Annotated in this window: 15 protein-coding genes and 2 pseudogenes; 14 read left to right on the top strand and 3 right to left on the bottom strand. The window is 34.8% G+C overall.

The window, feature by feature from the left end:
- Nucleotides 1–16: 16 nt before the first annotated feature.
- Together LMD38_RS21495 and LMD38_RS21490 are read left to right on the top strand one after the other, a co-directional pair.
- Nucleotides 17–994 (top strand): ornithine cyclodeaminase family protein, encoded by a 978-nt coding sequence (locus LMD38_RS21495; protein ID WP_227585355.1) that lies wholly within the window; start codon nucleotides 17–19, stop codon nucleotides 992–994.
- Nucleotides 995–1,258: 264 nt separating this feature from the next.
- Nucleotides 1,259–1,552: a hypothetical protein gene (locus LMD38_RS21490; RefSeq protein WP_373925900.1), complete on the top strand. Its 294-nt coding sequence runs from the start codon at nucleotides 1,259–1,261 to the stop codon at nucleotides 1,550–1,552.
- Between the two features lie 149 nt (nucleotides 1,553–1,701).
- On the opposite strand, the gene LMD38_RS21485 is transcribed toward LMD38_RS21490, so the two are convergent.
- Nucleotides 1,702–2,040: a hypothetical protein gene (locus LMD38_RS21485; protein WP_062821470.1), complete on the bottom strand. Its 339-nt coding sequence runs from the start codon at nucleotides 2,038–2,040 to the stop codon at nucleotides 1,702–1,704.
- 286 nt (nucleotides 2,041–2,326) lie between these two features.
- On the opposite strand from LMD38_RS21485, the gene LMD38_RS21480 reads away from it, so the two are divergent.
- The 12 genes and pseudogenes from LMD38_RS21480 (at nucleotide 2,327) to LMD38_RS21425 (ending at nucleotide 13,110) form a co-directional block, all read left to right on the top strand.
- A complete protein-coding gene (locus LMD38_RS21480) occupies nucleotides 2,327–3,916 on the top strand; it encodes an ABC transporter substrate-binding protein (RefSeq protein WP_016716608.1) in 1,590 nt (529 codons plus the stop codon).
- Between the two features lie 59 nt (nucleotides 3,917–3,975).
- Nucleotides 3,976–4,926 (top strand): ABC transporter permease, encoded by a 951-nt coding sequence (locus tag LMD38_RS21475; RefSeq protein WP_016716609.1) that lies wholly within the window; start codon nucleotides 3,976–3,978, stop codon nucleotides 4,924–4,926.
- A 6-nt stretch (nucleotides 4,927–4,932) separates the two neighbouring features.
- On the top strand, nucleotides 4,933–5,784 hold the full coding sequence (locus tag LMD38_RS21470) for an ABC transporter permease (RefSeq protein WP_001065306.1): 852 nt from the start codon (nucleotides 4,933–4,935) through the stop codon (nucleotides 5,782–5,784).
- Nucleotides 5,785–5,810: 26 nt separating this feature from the next.
- Nucleotides 5,811–6,803 carry an ABC transporter ATP-binding protein gene (locus LMD38_RS21465; protein WP_016716610.1) on the top strand — a complete coding sequence of 331 codons (993 nt, stop codon included), beginning with the start codon at nucleotides 5,811–5,813 and terminating at the stop codon, nucleotides 6,801–6,803.
- Nucleotides 6,796–7,767 carry an ABC transporter ATP-binding protein gene (locus LMD38_RS21460; RefSeq protein ID WP_000544151.1) on the top strand — a complete coding sequence of 324 codons (972 nt, stop codon included), beginning with the start codon at nucleotides 6,796–6,798 and terminating at the stop codon, nucleotides 7,765–7,767. Before LMD38_RS21465 ends, LMD38_RS21460 begins: the two co-directional genes overlap by 8 nt.
- Before the next feature lie 270 nt (nucleotides 7,768–8,037).
- Nucleotides 8,038–8,243: pseudogene (locus LMD38_RS21455) on the top strand (nucleotide excision repair endonuclease); the annotation flags it as partial.
- A gap of 169 nt (nucleotides 8,244–8,412) precedes the next feature.
- Nucleotides 8,413–9,042 carry a hypothetical protein gene (locus LMD38_RS21450; protein ID WP_227585356.1) on the top strand — a complete coding sequence of 210 codons (630 nt, stop codon included), beginning with the start codon at nucleotides 8,413–8,415 and terminating at the stop codon, nucleotides 9,040–9,042.
- A 168-nt stretch (nucleotides 9,043–9,210) separates the two neighbouring features.
- Entirely contained in the window at nucleotides 9,211–9,783 is a 573-nt protein-coding gene (locus LMD38_RS21445; RefSeq protein WP_227585357.1) for an imm11 family protein, read from the top strand.
- A gap of 140 nt (nucleotides 9,784–9,923) precedes the next feature.
- Nucleotides 9,924–10,376: a YrhA family protein gene (locus tag LMD38_RS21440; protein ID WP_227585358.1), complete on the top strand. Its 453-nt coding sequence runs from the start codon at nucleotides 9,924–9,926 to the stop codon at nucleotides 10,374–10,376.
- Between the two features lie 159 nt (nucleotides 10,377–10,535).
- Nucleotides 10,536–11,132 (top strand): annotated as a pseudogene (sigB, locus tag LMD38_RS21435) (RNA polymerase sigma factor SigB); the annotation flags it as partial.
- A 69-nt stretch (nucleotides 11,133–11,201) separates the two neighbouring features.
- Complete coding sequence (locus LMD38_RS21430; RefSeq protein ID WP_016716691.1) at nucleotides 11,202–11,642, top strand: ferritin-like domain-containing protein; 441 nt, start codon at nucleotides 11,202–11,204, stop codon at nucleotides 11,640–11,642.
- Nucleotides 11,643–11,967: 325 nt separating this feature from the next.
- A complete protein-coding gene (locus LMD38_RS21425; protein ID WP_227585404.1) occupies nucleotides 11,968–13,110 on the top strand; it encodes a fused response regulator/phosphatase in 1,143 nt (380 codons plus the stop codon).
- Between the two features lie 38 nt (nucleotides 13,111–13,148).
- On the opposite strand, the gene LMD38_RS21420 is transcribed toward LMD38_RS21425, so the two are convergent.
- Together LMD38_RS21420 and LMD38_RS21415 are read right to left on the bottom strand one after the other, a co-directional pair.
- A complete protein-coding gene (locus tag LMD38_RS21420) occupies nucleotides 13,149–14,006 on the bottom strand; it encodes a CheR family methyltransferase (protein ID WP_000429057.1) in 858 nt (285 codons plus the stop codon).
- A gap of 16 nt (nucleotides 14,007–14,022) precedes the next feature.
- The gene (locus LMD38_RS21415; RefSeq protein WP_062821468.1) at nucleotides 14,023–16,713 is read right to left on the bottom strand and encodes an ATP-binding protein; all 2,691 of its coding nucleotides are present in this window, start codon (nucleotides 16,711–16,713) and stop codon (nucleotides 14,023–14,025) included.
- Nucleotides 16,714–16,774: the final 61 nt, after the last annotated feature.

Below are 16,774 nucleotides of genomic sequence, written 5' to 3'. Positions count from 1 at the left end.
GAGGAGGTGGAAAGATATGCTAGTCATAAGCGCGAACGAACAACGAAACTTAGTAAATATGAATGAAGTCATTGCATATGCGGCGCTTGCCTTAAAAGAGTTTTCCGCAGAAAGAACAATCACGCCAATTCGCGGTTCATTACCATTTGCGAACGAGCAAAATACGGCATTAATTATGCCTTCAGTCGCAGAAGGGCTTGAGGCACTTGGTTTAAAAGTAGTAACAGTAGTCCCCGAGAACAAAAAGATAGGAAAGAAAACGATAAACGGGATTGTGATGCTATCAGACTTTCAAACGGGAGAACCGCTCGCGCTGTTAGAAGGTTCGTACTTAACGATGATCCGAACAGGCGCCTTATCAGGAGTAGCGACAAAATATTTAGCACGTCATAACGCAAAAACGTTATGTATTATCGGGACAGGAGAACAGGCGAAGGGAATTGCCGAAGCTGTATTTGCAGTTAGAGATATTGAAAAAGTCATTTTATACAATCGAACAGAAGAAAAGGCGTATGCATTCTCGCAATATATACAAGAGAAATTCAATAAACCTGCGTACGTTTACACAAGTGCAAATGAAGCAATAAGCGAAGCAGACATCATCGTCACAACTACGAACGCATCCACACCAGTCTTCTCAAAAAAACTACAAAAAGGCGTCCACATAAACGCCGTCGGCTCATTTAGGCCGAACATGCAAGAACTACCATCACACGTCATCGCGGGCGCAAATAAAGTAGTAGTTGAATCAAAAGAAGCAGTATTAGAAGAAACAGGAGACCTTCAAGTTCCGATACAGGAAGGTTTATTCAAAGCAAACGACATCCACGCCGAACTTGGTCAAATCATAAGCGGAGAAAAAGCAGGCCGCGAAAGTGATGAAGAGATTACTATTTTTAAATCGGTTGGTTTGGCGGTAGTGGATATTATTGTTGCGAAGTATTTGTATGAGAGAGCGGTGGAGCGCGGCGTGGGGAATAGGATTGAGTTTTGAGAGAGACTGCCTTTTGGTGGTCTTTTTAATTTTGGGTTGAGGGGTAATAACATTTGGTCCTTTCCAAGAAAAATAAAGAGTTGCATCAAAGTTATTTTAGGTGTTATGAAGAACTGAGTCATTTATTTCTACAGGTTTCTAAATTTTATAACTGCTGTACAGTATCGCCATAACCACTACTAGCATTTCCATCGTCTTAAAAAAGATTTATAGTTATATTATAAATCTTCTTAAGGAGAGGGTATATTGAATAAGAAAAACAGGATGAATATTGCTATTTTAACAATTTTATTATTAATAATAGGCTACATATCTTATACAATGTACAGCAAAAATATTACGCAAGATAAAGCTTCGAAAGTAGCAATAAATCACATGAAGGATAAAGAAAATATAGATCTTGTAGTTACTAAAGCTGAGATTTTACATGGAGTTCGTGAGGGTTTTATTGATGTAGAAGGTTATTCTAAAAATGATAAGAAGAAGGTAATCCGTGTTACAATAAACAAAACGCAAAACTATTTAGTCTCTGGTTGGGGATTTAAGAACCAAAGGTAATAAGTTAGATTACTCCAATAGAACTACCACTGGCATCTGTTTTATGAAGCCATTGGTAGCTAATCCGCTGATTTTCCTATTAAGATTAGGATCTCAAACGGTGTCCTTTGTTAGACCGCCGTGCATTTCATTATTAGAGGTGTAGCTGTTTACCATTCCCGCCATTCTTCTGTTATATCTTCTTCCGATTCTAAGCCAGCTATTCGTGCTGCTGTATCGATAAATTCATAGAGATCTTCTCTTTCCATTGTTTCGATAAAATGGTCATGTTCGATATTTAGTTCATTTAATTTAAGAACTACCTCTTTAACAACTTGCATTACTTCGACTTCGTTTGGGTTCTTTCCTAATTGCTCTAGATGGTTAATGTAAGTGTCAAGGGCCGTATTTGTTGCACTTATATTTTCTTCAGTGAAAAATTCCCCGTCTTCATCATACTCAACCCATGATGTTGTTGGTTTGGTTTTTTTCAATTCATCAAATGTCATGATAACCTCCTAAAAAGTGTTTTTTTATCTTTAATCCCATTCTACATTTTCGATCATATATAACAATCATTTAAGAGGAATTTTTTAGGATACTAGTTTTTTAACTTATTTTGCTCTTCGCATCAATATAGTTTATCGCAAGAATGCATAAATAGATTTCAAACCTTCTAGTTTTACAAAAAAGTTTGACTTTATATAGAGGTAGTGGTAATTTAAAACTTATAAGAAAACTCGGAATTAATTCCGAGTTTTCTTATGGGTATAACTAGTTTGAGGGGGCCGAAAGATGAAACGGAAATTATTTGCATTACCATTTGTCCTAATACTACTTATTGCATTAGCGGCTTGTTCTGGAGGAAAAGATTCTTCGAAGCAAGCGGGCACTAGTAAATCAGGGACTCCGAAAGATGGAGGAACGTTAACGATTGGTGTTAGCGATAACCCAGAGACGATGAATCCGCTTTATGCGAATGATCGTGTGTCGTTAACTGTGCAGCAAGCTTTATATGCACCGCTGTATCATATGGAAGACGGTAAGAAAAAGTTTGTTCTTGCTGAAAGCTTTACGCCTTCAGAGGATCAATTAACGTGGACATTGAAGTTAAAAGATAATTTGAAATGGCATGATGGTAAGAAAATTACATCAGACGACATAGCATTTACATTCCAATCTATTTTAGATGAGAAGCAAAATAGTTCAAGTCGTGAAAACTTTGTTTTTAAAGGAAAACCGCTTGAGGTGAAAAAAGTAGACGAGTTAACAGTTCAATTCGTTTTACCACAAGTAAGCGCATCTTTTGAAGGTGTGATGAATGATTTTTTCCCAATTCCGAAACATGTATTTGAAGGGGAAGCAGATTTAGCGAAGAGTAAGAAAAACTTACAGCCTGTAGGATCAGGTCCATTTAAGTTTAAAGAGTATAAATCAGATGAGTACGTTGCATTAGATCGATTCGATGATTATGTAGGTGGTAAAGCGAAGTTAGACTCTATCGTATACCGCGTTGTAAAAGACCGTAATACAGCAAATGTTTCACTACAAAATGGTCAAATCAACATGAAGATGATTGAGCCGCAAGACTTTAAGAAATTAGATAGCACTGGGAACTTCTCAATGGTGACATTCCCAGAAGGTAGATTATTCTACTTATCTTATAACATGAATACAGATTTGATGAAGAAAAAAGAAGTGCGCCAAGCAATTGCGCATGCGTTAGATAAGAAAGAAATGATTAACTCTGCATTCGTTTCTAGTCAATTTGCAGAACCAGCAAATTCAATTTTAACGCCGGATGCTATGTATTATGCAAAAGACATTAAAGATTATAAGTATGATAAGAAAGAAGCGAAAGATTTATTAGCGAAAGCTGGCGTGAAAGATAAAGAAAAAGTACGCGTGATGTATGTAACGAATAATAAAATTATGGAAAGCTTAGCGCTTTATACACAACAAAAATTACAAGAAGTTGGCTTAGAAGTTGAACTGAATGCATTAGATGCTAGTGCAGCAAGTGAAAAAAGCTTAGATAAAGAGAATAAAGAATTCGATATTACATTCGGTGGTTACATAATGGGACCTGAGCCAGATTCATATAAGAGCTTATTCTTAAGTAATGCTGAATACAACTATGCACGTTATAAAAACGCTGATTTTGATAAGTTATGGGAAGAAGCTGCAGTTGAAACAGATAAAACAAAACGAGCAGAACTATACCATAAAATTCAAGAGACAGCTAGAGAAGATTTACCTTATCTACCAATTGCGTATCCGAAAGCGGTTATTGCAGTAGATAAAAAGTTTGATGGATTAAAAGAAGCAAAAGCAATTCCTGTCACAATGTTTGAAGATTTATCTAAGATTTATGAAGTGAAATAAGAAACAAACAGTAAAGAAGCTGGTGGAAATCAGCTTCTTTAGCTTGAGGGGGGAAGTTTGTGTATAAAGTAATTGCGAAGAGGCTTTTAAATGCAATTCCGCTTTTATTTGTTATTTCTATTATCTCTTTTTTATTAATAAAACTAGCACCGGGTGATCCTGTTCGAAACTTTGTCACGCCGAATATGAGTCCAATTGATGTTGAGCGTATTCGTAGAAGTTTAGGGCTCGATCAACCAATTTATATGCAGTATATTTTATGGTTAAAAAATATTGTAACAGGGAACTTTGGTTATTCACTTCAAAACCATCGTCCAGTTTTAGATCTTATTGTAGAAAGGTTACCTGCGACAATCGGCTTAATGGGATCGTCTTTACTCGTCTCATTTGTAATTGCAATCCCGCTTGGACTACTTACAGGTGTGAAAAAGAATTCTATCTTTGATCGCATTGTAAACTTTATTTCTTATGTGGGAATCTCAATGCCAGTCTTTTGGTTCGCTTTACTATTAATCTATTTATTCTCTTTAAAGTTGAACCTTCTTCCAAGTATGGGTATGCGTACAGTCGGTCAAGATTCCTTCTTGGATATTGTGCAGCACGGTATTTTACCTTGTATGGTGCTTGCGTTCCAAAACGTTTCTGTTTATATGAGATATATTCGTTCCAGTACAATTCAACAATTAGAAGAAGACTATGTACAAATTCAATATGCGTACGGTGCTTCGAAGAAAACCGTTTTATTTAATCACGTACTTCGAAATGTATTAATACCAATCATTACAATTTTCGGATTATCTATTCCAAGTTTAGTAGGCGGAGCGTTCATTACGGAAACAGTATTCTCATGGCCGGGTCTTGGTTCACTTGGGGTAAATGCTATTTTTAGATTTGATTATCCAATTATTATGGCAATTACATTACTATCGTCCTTCATGTTAATTCTCGGTAACTTAATTGCTGATATTTTATATGGCGTAGTAGATCCGCGCATTCGAATGAGGGGGTGATTTGGAATGAATAATAGGAGATTTCAAACGATAAAAAGTAGTTTTACGAAAAATAAGTTTGTACTAATGGGAGTTATTATACTGGCGGTTTTAACGATTGCATCGATATTTGCATTTGTATCACCGTATGATCCTAGTAAAATGTCGATTCCAGATCGTTTACAAGAACCGAGTATGAGTCATCCTTTCGGAACGGATGATTACGGAAGGGATTATTTAACGAGGGCGTTATATGGCGGAAGAGTTTCACTTGCGGTCGGTTTTCTAGCGATGGTTGTTTCTATTACAATCGGTACCGCAGTTGGAACAATTAGCGGATATTTTGGCGGAAAGTTAGACAACTTTTTAATGCGAATTGTTGAAGTACTTATGTCAATTCCATCATTTTTCTTAATGCTGTTATTAAATGCTTATTTAAAACCAGGGATTACGACGTTAGTTCTTATTATTGGATTACTAACATGGATGGACACCGCTCGTATTGTAAGGGCAGAAACGCTATCCGTAAAAGAGCGGGAGTATGTTTTATATGCAAAAGTATCAGGACAAAAATCACTCACAATTATTGTAAGACATATCATTCCAAACATTTTATCAACCATTATTATCGCTGCGACATTAACAATTGCGACATCGATTTTAATGGAATCATCACTTAGCTTCTTAGGGTTAGGTATTAGAGAACCAGATTCTTCTTGGGGCAGCATGCTAAACAATGCGCAAGGATATATTGGTGAAGCTTGGTATTTAACACTCTTCCCAGGATTCCTTATTCTTTTAACGGTACTTAGCTTTAACGTAATTGGTGAAGCATTGAAGAAAGCTTTCGCGCCAAAAGGAGCTGGAAATGAAAACTAAAGTGTTACGTGAAAGGAGTGAGAAGCGTGTCTGAAAAACTATTAGAAGTGAATAATTTAAAGACTTCTTTTTTCATAGAAAGCGGAGAAGTAGAAGCTGTTCGAGGCGTTACATTTCGCTTAAATAAAGGAGAAGTAGTTGGTATCGTTGGGGAATCTGGAAGCGGGAAGAGTGTAATGGCGAAGTCTGTTATGTCTCTCGTTACGTCACCAGGAAAAGTGAAAGAAGGGGAAATCCTTTTTCATAATGAAAACATCCTTTCTAAATCTGAGAAAGAATTGCGTTCTATTAGAGGAAATCAAATTTCACTTATATCCCAAGATCCAATGTCGGCGCTAAATCCAGTCGTGAAAATTGGAAAGCAAATGACGGAAGTAATTATACGGCATCAAAAAGTAAAAAAGAAAGAAGCAGAGCGAATTGCGATCAACTTGTTAAAACAAGTCGGTCTTTCGTCACCAGAAGAAAGGATAAAACAATATCCGCATGAACTAAGCGGCGGTATGAAGCAGCGGGTTATGATTGCGATGGCGATGTCTTGTAATCCAGACCTTCTCATTGCGGACGAACCGACGACAGCGCTTGATGTAACGATACAAGCACAAATACTAGATTTAATGAAAAACTTAAAAAACGAAACGAACATGGCGTTACTTCTTATTACGCATGACTTAGGAATAGTCGCACAAAACTGTACACGCGTTATCGTTATGTATGGCGGGCTTATTATGGAAGAAGGACCTGTACTTGATATTTTCCAATCACCGAATCATCCGTATACGAAAGGGTTACTAAACTCTTTGCCAAAAATATCGAACGGCGTAAAAGAAAGACTCGCGCCCATTCAAGGTGTAACACCAAACTTATTAAACCCGCCAAAAGGTTGCCCGTTCGCAGAGCGTTGCCCGCATGCGATGGACATTTGTGAAAAAGAACGTCCGCCATATTTTGAAATTGGAAATGAAAGACGCTCTATGTGCTGGTTAAACGATAAGACAGTAGGTGATTCCCATGCATGAAGAAAACTTAATTGAAGTTCGGAACTTAAAAAAGTATTTTCCTATTAAAAAAGGACTATTCGGCAGAAAAACGGAGCAATTAAAAGCGGTGGATGACTTAAGCTTCACAATTAAAAAGGGTGAGACATTCGGGTTAGTAGGAGAATCGGGCTGCGGAAAATCAACGACAGGAAGAAGTATCATTCGTTTACACGACGTTACTTCAGGTAACGTTTTATTCGACGGAAAAGATATCGCAAGTTTAAAAGAAAGTGAACTAAAAGAATATCGAAAACGAATGCAAATCATTTTCCAAGATCCATACGCATCATTAAACCCGTCGATGAATGTATTCCAAATTATTAGTGAGCCAATGAACATTCACGGATCTTATGAAAAAGAAGAACAAAAAGAAATCATCTTAGACCTGCTCAAAAAGGTAGGCTTAAAAGAAGAACACTTATACCGCTACCCGCACGAATTTAGCGGAGGCCAGCGCCAGCGCATCAGCATTGCGCGTGCACTATCTGTAAAACCAGATTTTATTTTATGTGACGAACCAATCTCAGCACTAGATGTCTCAGTCCAAGCACAAGTCGTAAACATGCTGCAAGACATACAAGAAGAAACAGGCGTCACATACTTATTCATCGCACATGACTTATCTATGGTAAGACACATATCAGACCGAATCGGGGTCATGTACTTAGGAAACATAGTAGAAATTGCCGACAGCGAAGACTTATATACAAAACCGGCACATCCATACACACAAGCACTACTCTCATCCATGCCAGAACCAGATCCAACAAACATAGGCAAAGAACGGATCATCCTAGAGGGAGAAGTACCGAGCCCACTAAACTCACCGTCCGGCTGCAAATTCAGAACGCGCTGCAAATTCGCCACTGAAAAATGCGCGCAGGAAGTACCGAAGATGGTAGAGATTGCGAAAGGACATGAGGTGGCTTGTCATTTGTTTTAGAGTGGGGGAAAGCACTGGGGGGACCTGGTGCTTTTTTCTTTTGTAGGGGGCGTGGATGCTGGTGTGGGATTGGTTGGTAGTTTTGGCGCTAGTTTTTGCGAAATTTGTCGGTAAGTCGATATGTTGTGTCGAATCGCCGATATATTCGGAGTTGCGGTCGATATAATTGAATAATCGCTGATATATTTTTGTAAAGAGTGGGATTGGGATTGGTTGTAGATTAATGGTCAGCGACTGTCTATATTTGCATCTCCTATCATATAATTCCCTTTATTTTCTAACTATAATTTTAATGACGAACTTTTTTTGTTGGGAAAGTACGTAAAGTAAGACAGCGTATTAAAAATCATCGTGATGAAGTATATCGTATTGATGTATGTATTGTAGAAGATCCGATGGAAAGAGAAATTTACGAAACATATATGATTAACGAATTTCAAGCAAAGTATAATGTGGATAAAGTATTTTATAAATAACACCAACGTAAAACATGATTTTGGTACTACATCAAGATCATGTTTTTTATATGCAATAAAAACAATTGATTACTCTTAATCATTCGACAAGATGCAACAATTTAAGATTGTATTTTTTGCTATGATAAGTAAGGAATTTACATATCGTGTTATTGGGGGATAAAAAGAGATGTTGAAAAAATTTACTACATGTATTTTAGGTGGCGCTTTAGTATTCAATTTATCTGGTTGCGGCAATACATCCGACAAAACTTCTTCAGAATCTAAAGAAACTAATTCTAAACAAGAAGAAAAGAAAGTGCAAACAACTGATGAGGCGAAAACGAAAGAGAATACAAAGCAGAAAAATACAGAACAAACAAAAGAGAAATCAAAAATAAAAGAAAAAGAGTATACTGTAAACAAGGATTTTCATACACCTAAATTTGATGTAACTGTAAAAAGAGTTGTAGAAAGAGATAAGGTTGGTAAAGAAAGTATAGGATTCCAAAAACCTGAAGATGGACATGTCTTTATTGTTGTAGAAGCAGAAGGGAAAAATATCACAAGCGAACCGATGAAATTAGCCTTTTTACCATCAGTGGATTTAGTGGATGAAAATGATAATGCTTACCAAAGTGATGTGTGGGCAGCTAGTAGTTATGATGTTGAAAAAGGTGAGACATCTAGTATTACTAAGGAATTAAAACCAGGGGAAGTAAAGAGACAAAATAAAGTTTATGTGATTAATAAAGAAAAATTTGATACAGGAAAATGGTATGTAGTTGTTAACAATGAGTATAAGGAACAAATTAAATAGTGTTTATTTATGAAGAGGAGATGGCTCCTCTTTTTTGTTGTAAGTTAACATAGAATTTTATTTTAACATGATATCAGAGAACGTTTATTGAATAGTGAATTAAAATTAAATAAACCGAAGAAAGAGTAATCTTATTTATACTAGAAAAATAGCAAAGGAGAGTAAAAAATGAAAATTTGGGAATTAAAGAGTTCATTTGATGGCTATGAATCCTTTCAATTATTGAATTTAGAAGAAGATTCTAAAAAGTATTTTGAAGGAAAAATTGACTCGGCAGCAAAAGCATCTAATTCATGGGGAGAAATACGTATTAAATGTGTAGAAGAAGGAAATCAAAGTGATTTGCCTCATTTTTGGGGAGAAGTTGGTACACCAATGGTTAGTCGGAAAGCTAAAAAATTCTTAGAGTCTATACTTGGTGATAATGTAGAATTTCTTCCCCTAATTCATGATGTGACGGGAGAAGTGTATTATATAATTAACGTTTTAAATGCAATAGATGCTATTGACTATGAGAAAGCTATACTAAAGAAACTACGTTCTGGCTTAGTAATAGATTTCAAAAAATACGCATTCTTACCTAATATGGTTAAGAACCAAACAATATTTAAAGTTTACTTAAATGAAATATTACATATTCCTTCCGTTTTTGTATCAGATGAATTTAGAAATACAGTGTTAGAAAGTGATTTAAAAGGTTTTGAATTTATAGAGGTATGGGATTCAGAAGCAAACATGTAAAAGAAAGTCCTAAAATAATTGATAGGAGTTAGTGATATGGATGCAAAGGTTTTAGAAGTTCTAAGAATGTTAAACAATTATGAGGGAAATGAAAAAGAAATTTTTGAATTGATTCAAGCTGAAGTAATGGTGAAATTTATATGTGGAAAAATCTGATTTTAGAAATTGAAAAAATAGAGAAAAGTTTTAATGATAAACTGAATACACCAGCAACAGATAGTGAGGTTCAGAAATTAAGAGAACACATGAAAGAGAGTTTTAATGTTGACCTGCCGAGTGAATATGAGGAGTTTCTTAAAAATGTAAATGGATTAGATTTTAACGGGCTAGTATTTTATGGAGTTGACTCTTATTTGTTAGATACAGAAAGGGACGAATCAATTTGCGGGCTTATAGAAACCAATGATATTTGGTATGAAAATGAATTTCAAAAAGAGTATCTTTTCTTTGGCGATTCAAATATTGCGTGGTTTTGTAAGAGTTTATCAGACGGTACTTATTTAGAACTTGATAAACCATCAGGTACGGTAATGAACACATATAATGATTTTAATACAATGCTTGAGGAAGCGTTAAAAATAACCCTTCTTTAATAGAAATAGAGAACCTGGTGGGTACCATCATGAGAGTATGATGGGAGGCGGAAAAATAAAACCTGGAACTGAGTCACCACCTAATCGTTTTGGTGTATATATTGCTGAAATCGAAGTTAATGGGGTTCTAAAGGAATCACCATCGACCTTTTTCCAAAAATACAAGTAGGCATGTTAGGGCTCTTAGGCGCAATAAGAAGGTATGATTATTCGATAGGGAATGCTTTTGAGCCGTTTGCAATCCCTACGATAGTAGGGGAAATAAAAAAGTATTTACGTGATAAAACATGGGGCATTCACGTTCCAAGGCGAATTAAAGATTTAGGCGGAAAAATTAAACTTGCGATAGAGGAGTTAACAGATCAACTGCAACGTTCACCGAAAATTATAGAGATTGCGGATCATTTAGAACTATCCGAAGAGGAAGTGCTAGAAATTATGGATGCGAAAAATAATTATCGAGTATCCTCCTTAGATGATGTAGTTGAAAATGCATCTGATGGCAGTTCGGTGGCGAGAATTGAATCTGTAGGTGAAGTAGAGCAAGGATATGAAGAGACAGAAAGGCGTCTCGTTTTAAAGGATATTTTTAACGTATTAAATGAGACAGAAAAAAGTGTTATTCATTATATATTTGAAGAAAATTTAAATCAAAAAGATACAGGGGAACGGTTAGGTATTTCACAAATGCACGTTTCTCGTATTAAAAGACAAGCAATAAGTAAATTGAAGCAAGCAGCATTTTTAGATACATAAAAATTTTAAAGAATTATGTTTAAAACATGAGAAAAGGGGTAGTTATTAAGTATAGGAGGAGATATAAAAATGTCACACGATGTGAAAGAACTAATCGAAGGATTAAATGAAGATTTAGCAGGAGAATACTCGGCAATTATTATGTATAACCATTATGCAGCTACGGTTTCTGGTATATATAGACAAGTGTTAAAGCCTTTCTTTGAATCTGAAATTAGTGATGAACAAGGACATGCCCTATATTTAGCAGAGAAAATTAAGACGTTAGGTGGTACACCTACTACAATCCCTTTACCAGTGAAACAAGCAGAAGATGTGAGAGAAATGTTAGAATATGCTAGACAATCAGAATATGAAACAATTAAGCGTTATGAAAAGCGAAAAGAACAGGCAGCAAAATTAAATATGACAGAGTTAGTTGTAAAGTTAGAAGACATGATTGCAGATGAAACAAATCATATGGAAGAATTAGATCGTCTTTTAAATGACAAAGCAATGGTCCTAAATTAAAAGTGGAAATTTACCCCACTTTAACGGGCAGTAAGACCCCCCACCTCAAAATGCAGCGAAAGCAAAGAATTTAGGTGGGGGGTTAACTGCCCATAAAAGTCCGATTGGTTCAACTAATAATCAGTGGGGGATGAAGAAAACCCCCACTGATTAAAGTTTCACTTTATAGAATGAAAGAACAAACTCTCATTTCTGGGGGTTTGTTCTTTTGCTGTATAAATGTGTTTGAGTAGGAAATTTTCATTTCATAACTGAGTATGTAATACTAGAAAAATAGAAAATGATAATCGATTTACATTTTATATAAGAAAAGGGGAAATAACTTGTGTCCATTTTAATTGTCGATGATAATCCGGTGAATATCTTTGTAATTGAAAAAATTTTGAAGCAAGCCGGGTATCAGGATCTTGTATCGCTGAATTCTGCACAAGAGCTTTTCGAATACATCCATTTTGGAAAAGATTCTTCCAGGCATAATGAAATAGATTTAATACTATTAGATATTATGATGCCTGAAATTGATGGACTTGAAGTTTGTAGGCGATTACAAAAAGAGGAGAAGTTTAAAGATGTTCCTATTATTTTTGTAACAGCTTTAGAAGATGCAAATAAATTAGCTGAAGCGCTTGATATGGGGGCAATGGATTATATTACGAAACCGATAAATAAAGTTGAATTGTTAGCGCGTATGCGTGTAGCATTACGCTTGAAATCGGAATTAAATTGGCATAAAGAACAGGAAGAAAATCTTCGGAATGAACTAGATTTAGCTACGCAAGTACAAAGAAACTTATTAAGTAGTCCATTAAGAGAAGAACACATAAAAATCGAAGCAAGTTACTTACCTTCATTTAAACTAGCTGGAGATATGTATTACTGGTATAAAATCGATGAAAACCGCTACGGTATTATATTATTAGATGTGATGGGACATGGTGTATCAGCTTCCTTAGTTTGTATGTTTATTTCGTCTGTATTACGTGAAACGATTAAAAGTTTAATCGATCCAGAACTCGTTATGAAAGACTTAAATAAATATATGACTCTTTTACATAATGAGAATGACAATATTCCATATTATTTTACAGCGATATACTTAGTAGTGGATACAGAAAAGAGAACGATTGAATATGTAAATGCAGGACATCCTTCTGGATATGTTTTAGTTGATGAAACAAATGTAGTGGAACTAAATCGCGGGAGTTGTGCGGTAGGATTTTTTGATGAAATAAAAGTTGAAAAGACAGTTATACCTTTTGAGAAGAACGCTCAAATCACATTGTTTACAGATGGTGTACTTGAAGCAATAGCAAATGATGAATTTGAGGCTGAAGAGAAATTACGTACTTTCACAGAAAGAAAATGGGGAGATTTAGAAGAAGAGATAGAAGGGTTTTATAAGGAAGAACAGAAGAAAGCACAATCAGATGATATGTGCCTCATTATGATACAAACGAATGCGAAATAAAAAGCGTATGAAATCCAAACAGAGGATTTCATACGCTTTTATTGTATTTTTTGGTAGATTTGTTCGTTCGGATTAAATTGGATATAATGCGGCATTATATCTGAAAAACGAAGCGTTTCTTTATTTCCTAAACATAGGAATCCGTTGTGACCTAAACTTTCATAAAATAGTTGCTGTACTTGGTTTTGAAGTTTACTCGTAAAGTAAATTAAAACGTTACGGCAAAGTATAATGTGAAATTCGTTAAAAGATTGATCAGTTACTAAATTATGCTGTGCAAAAATAATGTTTTGTAACAGTGACGGATTAAAATAAGCAAAGCGACTATCCGTTGAATAATAGTTGGAAAATGCTTGTGTACCGCCAGCTTGTAAATAGTTTTTCGTATAAGTTTGCATTTTATTTAATGGAAGGATGCCTTGTTTTGCTTTTTCTAACACATTTGTATTCATATCTGTTGCGTAAATAACAGCTTTTTCACTTAATCCTTCTTCATGAAGTAAGATGGACATGGATAATACTTCTTCACCAGTTGCACATCCAGCATGCCAAATTCTAATTTCAGGATGCTTTCTTAATTCAGGAATAACATGCTCTCTTAGCGCCTTAAAAAAGATAGGGTTACGGAACATCTCAGTTACATTAATGGAGAAATCATTTAATAACTGTTCTAAAACCCCCTCTTCATGAATTACTTTTTCAATTAATTTTGAAATGGTAGGGATATTAGAAAGCTGCATTCGATTACAAATTCTTCTATAAATAGATGTGCGAGCATATTGGCGAAAATCAAATCCTGATAGTTTAAATACCGCTTCCAATAGTAAGTCAATTTCTAAGTTCGTACGCTTATCCGTATCTACTGATGGATCAAAATTATAATACTTATTTTCCACTGAAACGAAACCTCACTTATTTTATTAACCATACACTCATTACTGAATAGAGTTGATGTAAATTTAATGGTTTACTTATATAATCTGAAGCGCCAGCAGATAAACATTTTTCCTTATCATTTGGCATTGCTTTCGCAGTTAATGCGATAATAGGTATTTCATGTAATCCTAAGTTCATTCGGATATGTTCCATCGTTTCATAACCGTCCATATTCGGCATCATAATATCCATTAAAATAAGGTCGATATTTGTATTGTTTTTTAGTATGTCTAAACACTCTATACCGTTTTGTGCAGTAATAATGTTAGCATGTTGTTTTTCTAGTGCATTTTGTAACGCAAATATATTTCGATGATCATCATCGACAATTAAAATGGTTTTCTCTTGGAAGACGTTATTAGTTTCTGGAATCACGATAGTTTCCTCCACAACTTCAGCAGGAATAACTTCATCTACCGTTGCTGCCACTTCTAAATTGGATACTTGTATATCAGTTAATCCATTTGGAAGGTTAGGAATATATACAGTGAAAGTACTGCCTTCTCCTACATGACTCTGTAACGTAATCCAACCACCTAACAATCTAGCAAACTCTTTACAAATAGATAATCCTAAGCCTGTACCACCATATTTTCGAATCGTTGCGCCATCTGCCTGTTGAAAGGCTTCGAAAATAAGTTGATGCTGTTCTTTAGCGATACCAATACCAGTATCTTTTACCGAAATGGTCATCCAATCATTACTGATAGACTGCATTTCATGGCTCAAATTAGTTGCTTCTATTGAATCGAAATGTAAAGAGACAGATCCTTTTTCCGTAAATTTAAATGCATTGGATAATAAATTTTTAATAATTTGTTCAATCCGTTTTGCATCTGTATAAAACAGATTAGGAATCGTGTCACTGTCTTCAACAGTAAATTCTACATTTTTTTGTGCAGCGATATGTAAGAAGTTTTGCTGCATACTTGCTGCCATATCACTTATGTTCGTTGCTTCAAAAATGACATCTAGTTTTCCAGCTTCTACTTTCGATAAATCTAGTATGTCATTAATTAAAGTAAGCAAATCTTTTCCTGATGAATGAATAACGGTTGCCAATTCAATTTCATCATCGGATAGATGATTGTCATGATTTTCTTTTAACATTTCAGATAATAGTAAAATACTATTTAATGGTGTGCGTAATTCATGTGACATATTTGCTAGAAATTCTGATTTGTATTTTGAGCTACGTAACAACTCGCTTGCTTTTTCTTCTAATTCTAATTTCGTAATTTGTAAGTCAGCTGTCTTTTGTTCAGCTTCTTCTGTTCTAGACTCTAATTGTTCATTCGTTGTTCGTAATTCTTCGGCTTGCATTTGTAGTTCTTCCGCTTGCGTTTGCAATTCTTCTGATTGAACTTGTAACTCTTCTGTCATTGCTTGTGATTCATGTAAAAGAGTTTGAATTCGCATACGTCCCATAATACTATGGATTGTTAAACCTAGATTATCAATAGTTTGTTGAATGAAATCTTGATGTAAGTCTGAGATCTCAGTTACACTTACTAACTCCATTACTGCAATTACTTCATCTTCAAATAAGACAGGGATGACTAGTATATTTTTAGGACGTATTTCTAATAATCCAGTAGTAACGTAACGAAACTCTTCAGGTATGTCCCTCAGAATAAAACTTTTCTTTTCTAAAGCAGACTGTCCAATGAAACCTTCACCCATTTTAATAGATTGTTTTCCAATATCAGCACCTTGCTCAGCGAAAGAAGCTTTCTTTACATAGTAGACAGTTTCTTCAACTTCTTCACGTACATAAAATGCACCGCAAGAAGTTTGCGTTTTTTGTATAATGCCACTCAAAATTTTGTTGCCTAACATCTCGATAGAGGATACACCTTGATACATTAAAATTAATTCTGCAAGCTCCGTTTGTAACCACTCTCTTTTCGATATTTCGTCCAGTAGGTGATTTGTTGTATGAGCAAGATCTTTTATTTCGTCATGTGTATTTACATGAATTCTTTCCGTAATTTTTTCTTTAGAAGAAATGGATTTAATAGCTTGAATTACATTTTTAATCGTTTTTGTAATGGAATTCGAAATATAGAGTGAAATGATAATGGAAATACAAGAAAGTAAGAACAATAAACTGTATAACCAAATCTCTAATTTATTATTTTCCGTATCTAATTGTGCAGCTCTTTTTTTCGTTAATTGCTCCTCAGTGCTACGGAAGTCAGTTAGCTGTGATTGCAATGATTGAATTTCGGTAGTGTCGATTTCTTGTATGTTATTACTATTATGGTTTGCAATTAACGGGTGAATTTCTTTATTTATCCAATTAGTAATATTTCCGTTAATCTGTTTTAATTTTTCTTGCTGAGATGGGTTATCTTCTAATAAAGAAAAAAGATCATGGTAATGTTTTTCATAATCTTTTTCGGCAGAGTTAAGAGATTGCAGATAATTCGCGTTATTAGAAGTGATAAAGCCCTTCGCTTTATTTTCAATTGTTAGCAATTCTTTCTCCACTTGATTCGTTAAATTAAGAACTTTAAAATCGTGATCAATAATAAAATTACGAGATTTTTGTAAATTGGAAATCTCATTGTTTAGCATAATGAAAGAAATAAGTAAGAACAAAATGATAACTAAATAACCAGCCATAATTTTGTAGCGAATACTAAATTTTGTTTCCGATTTCATTAAAAATTCCTACCTTCAAGGTTATTAAAAGTTTTCTATTTTAAAGAATGAAAAACGTAAT

This window comes from Bacillus pacificus (assembly GCF_020861345.1).
Taxonomy (GTDB): Bacteria; Bacillota; Bacilli; order Bacillales; family Bacillaceae_G; genus Bacillus_A; species Bacillus_A pacificus.
The sequence above is the reverse complement of the archived record's forward strand: the minus strand, read 5'-3'. Positions and strand labels throughout refer to the sequence as shown.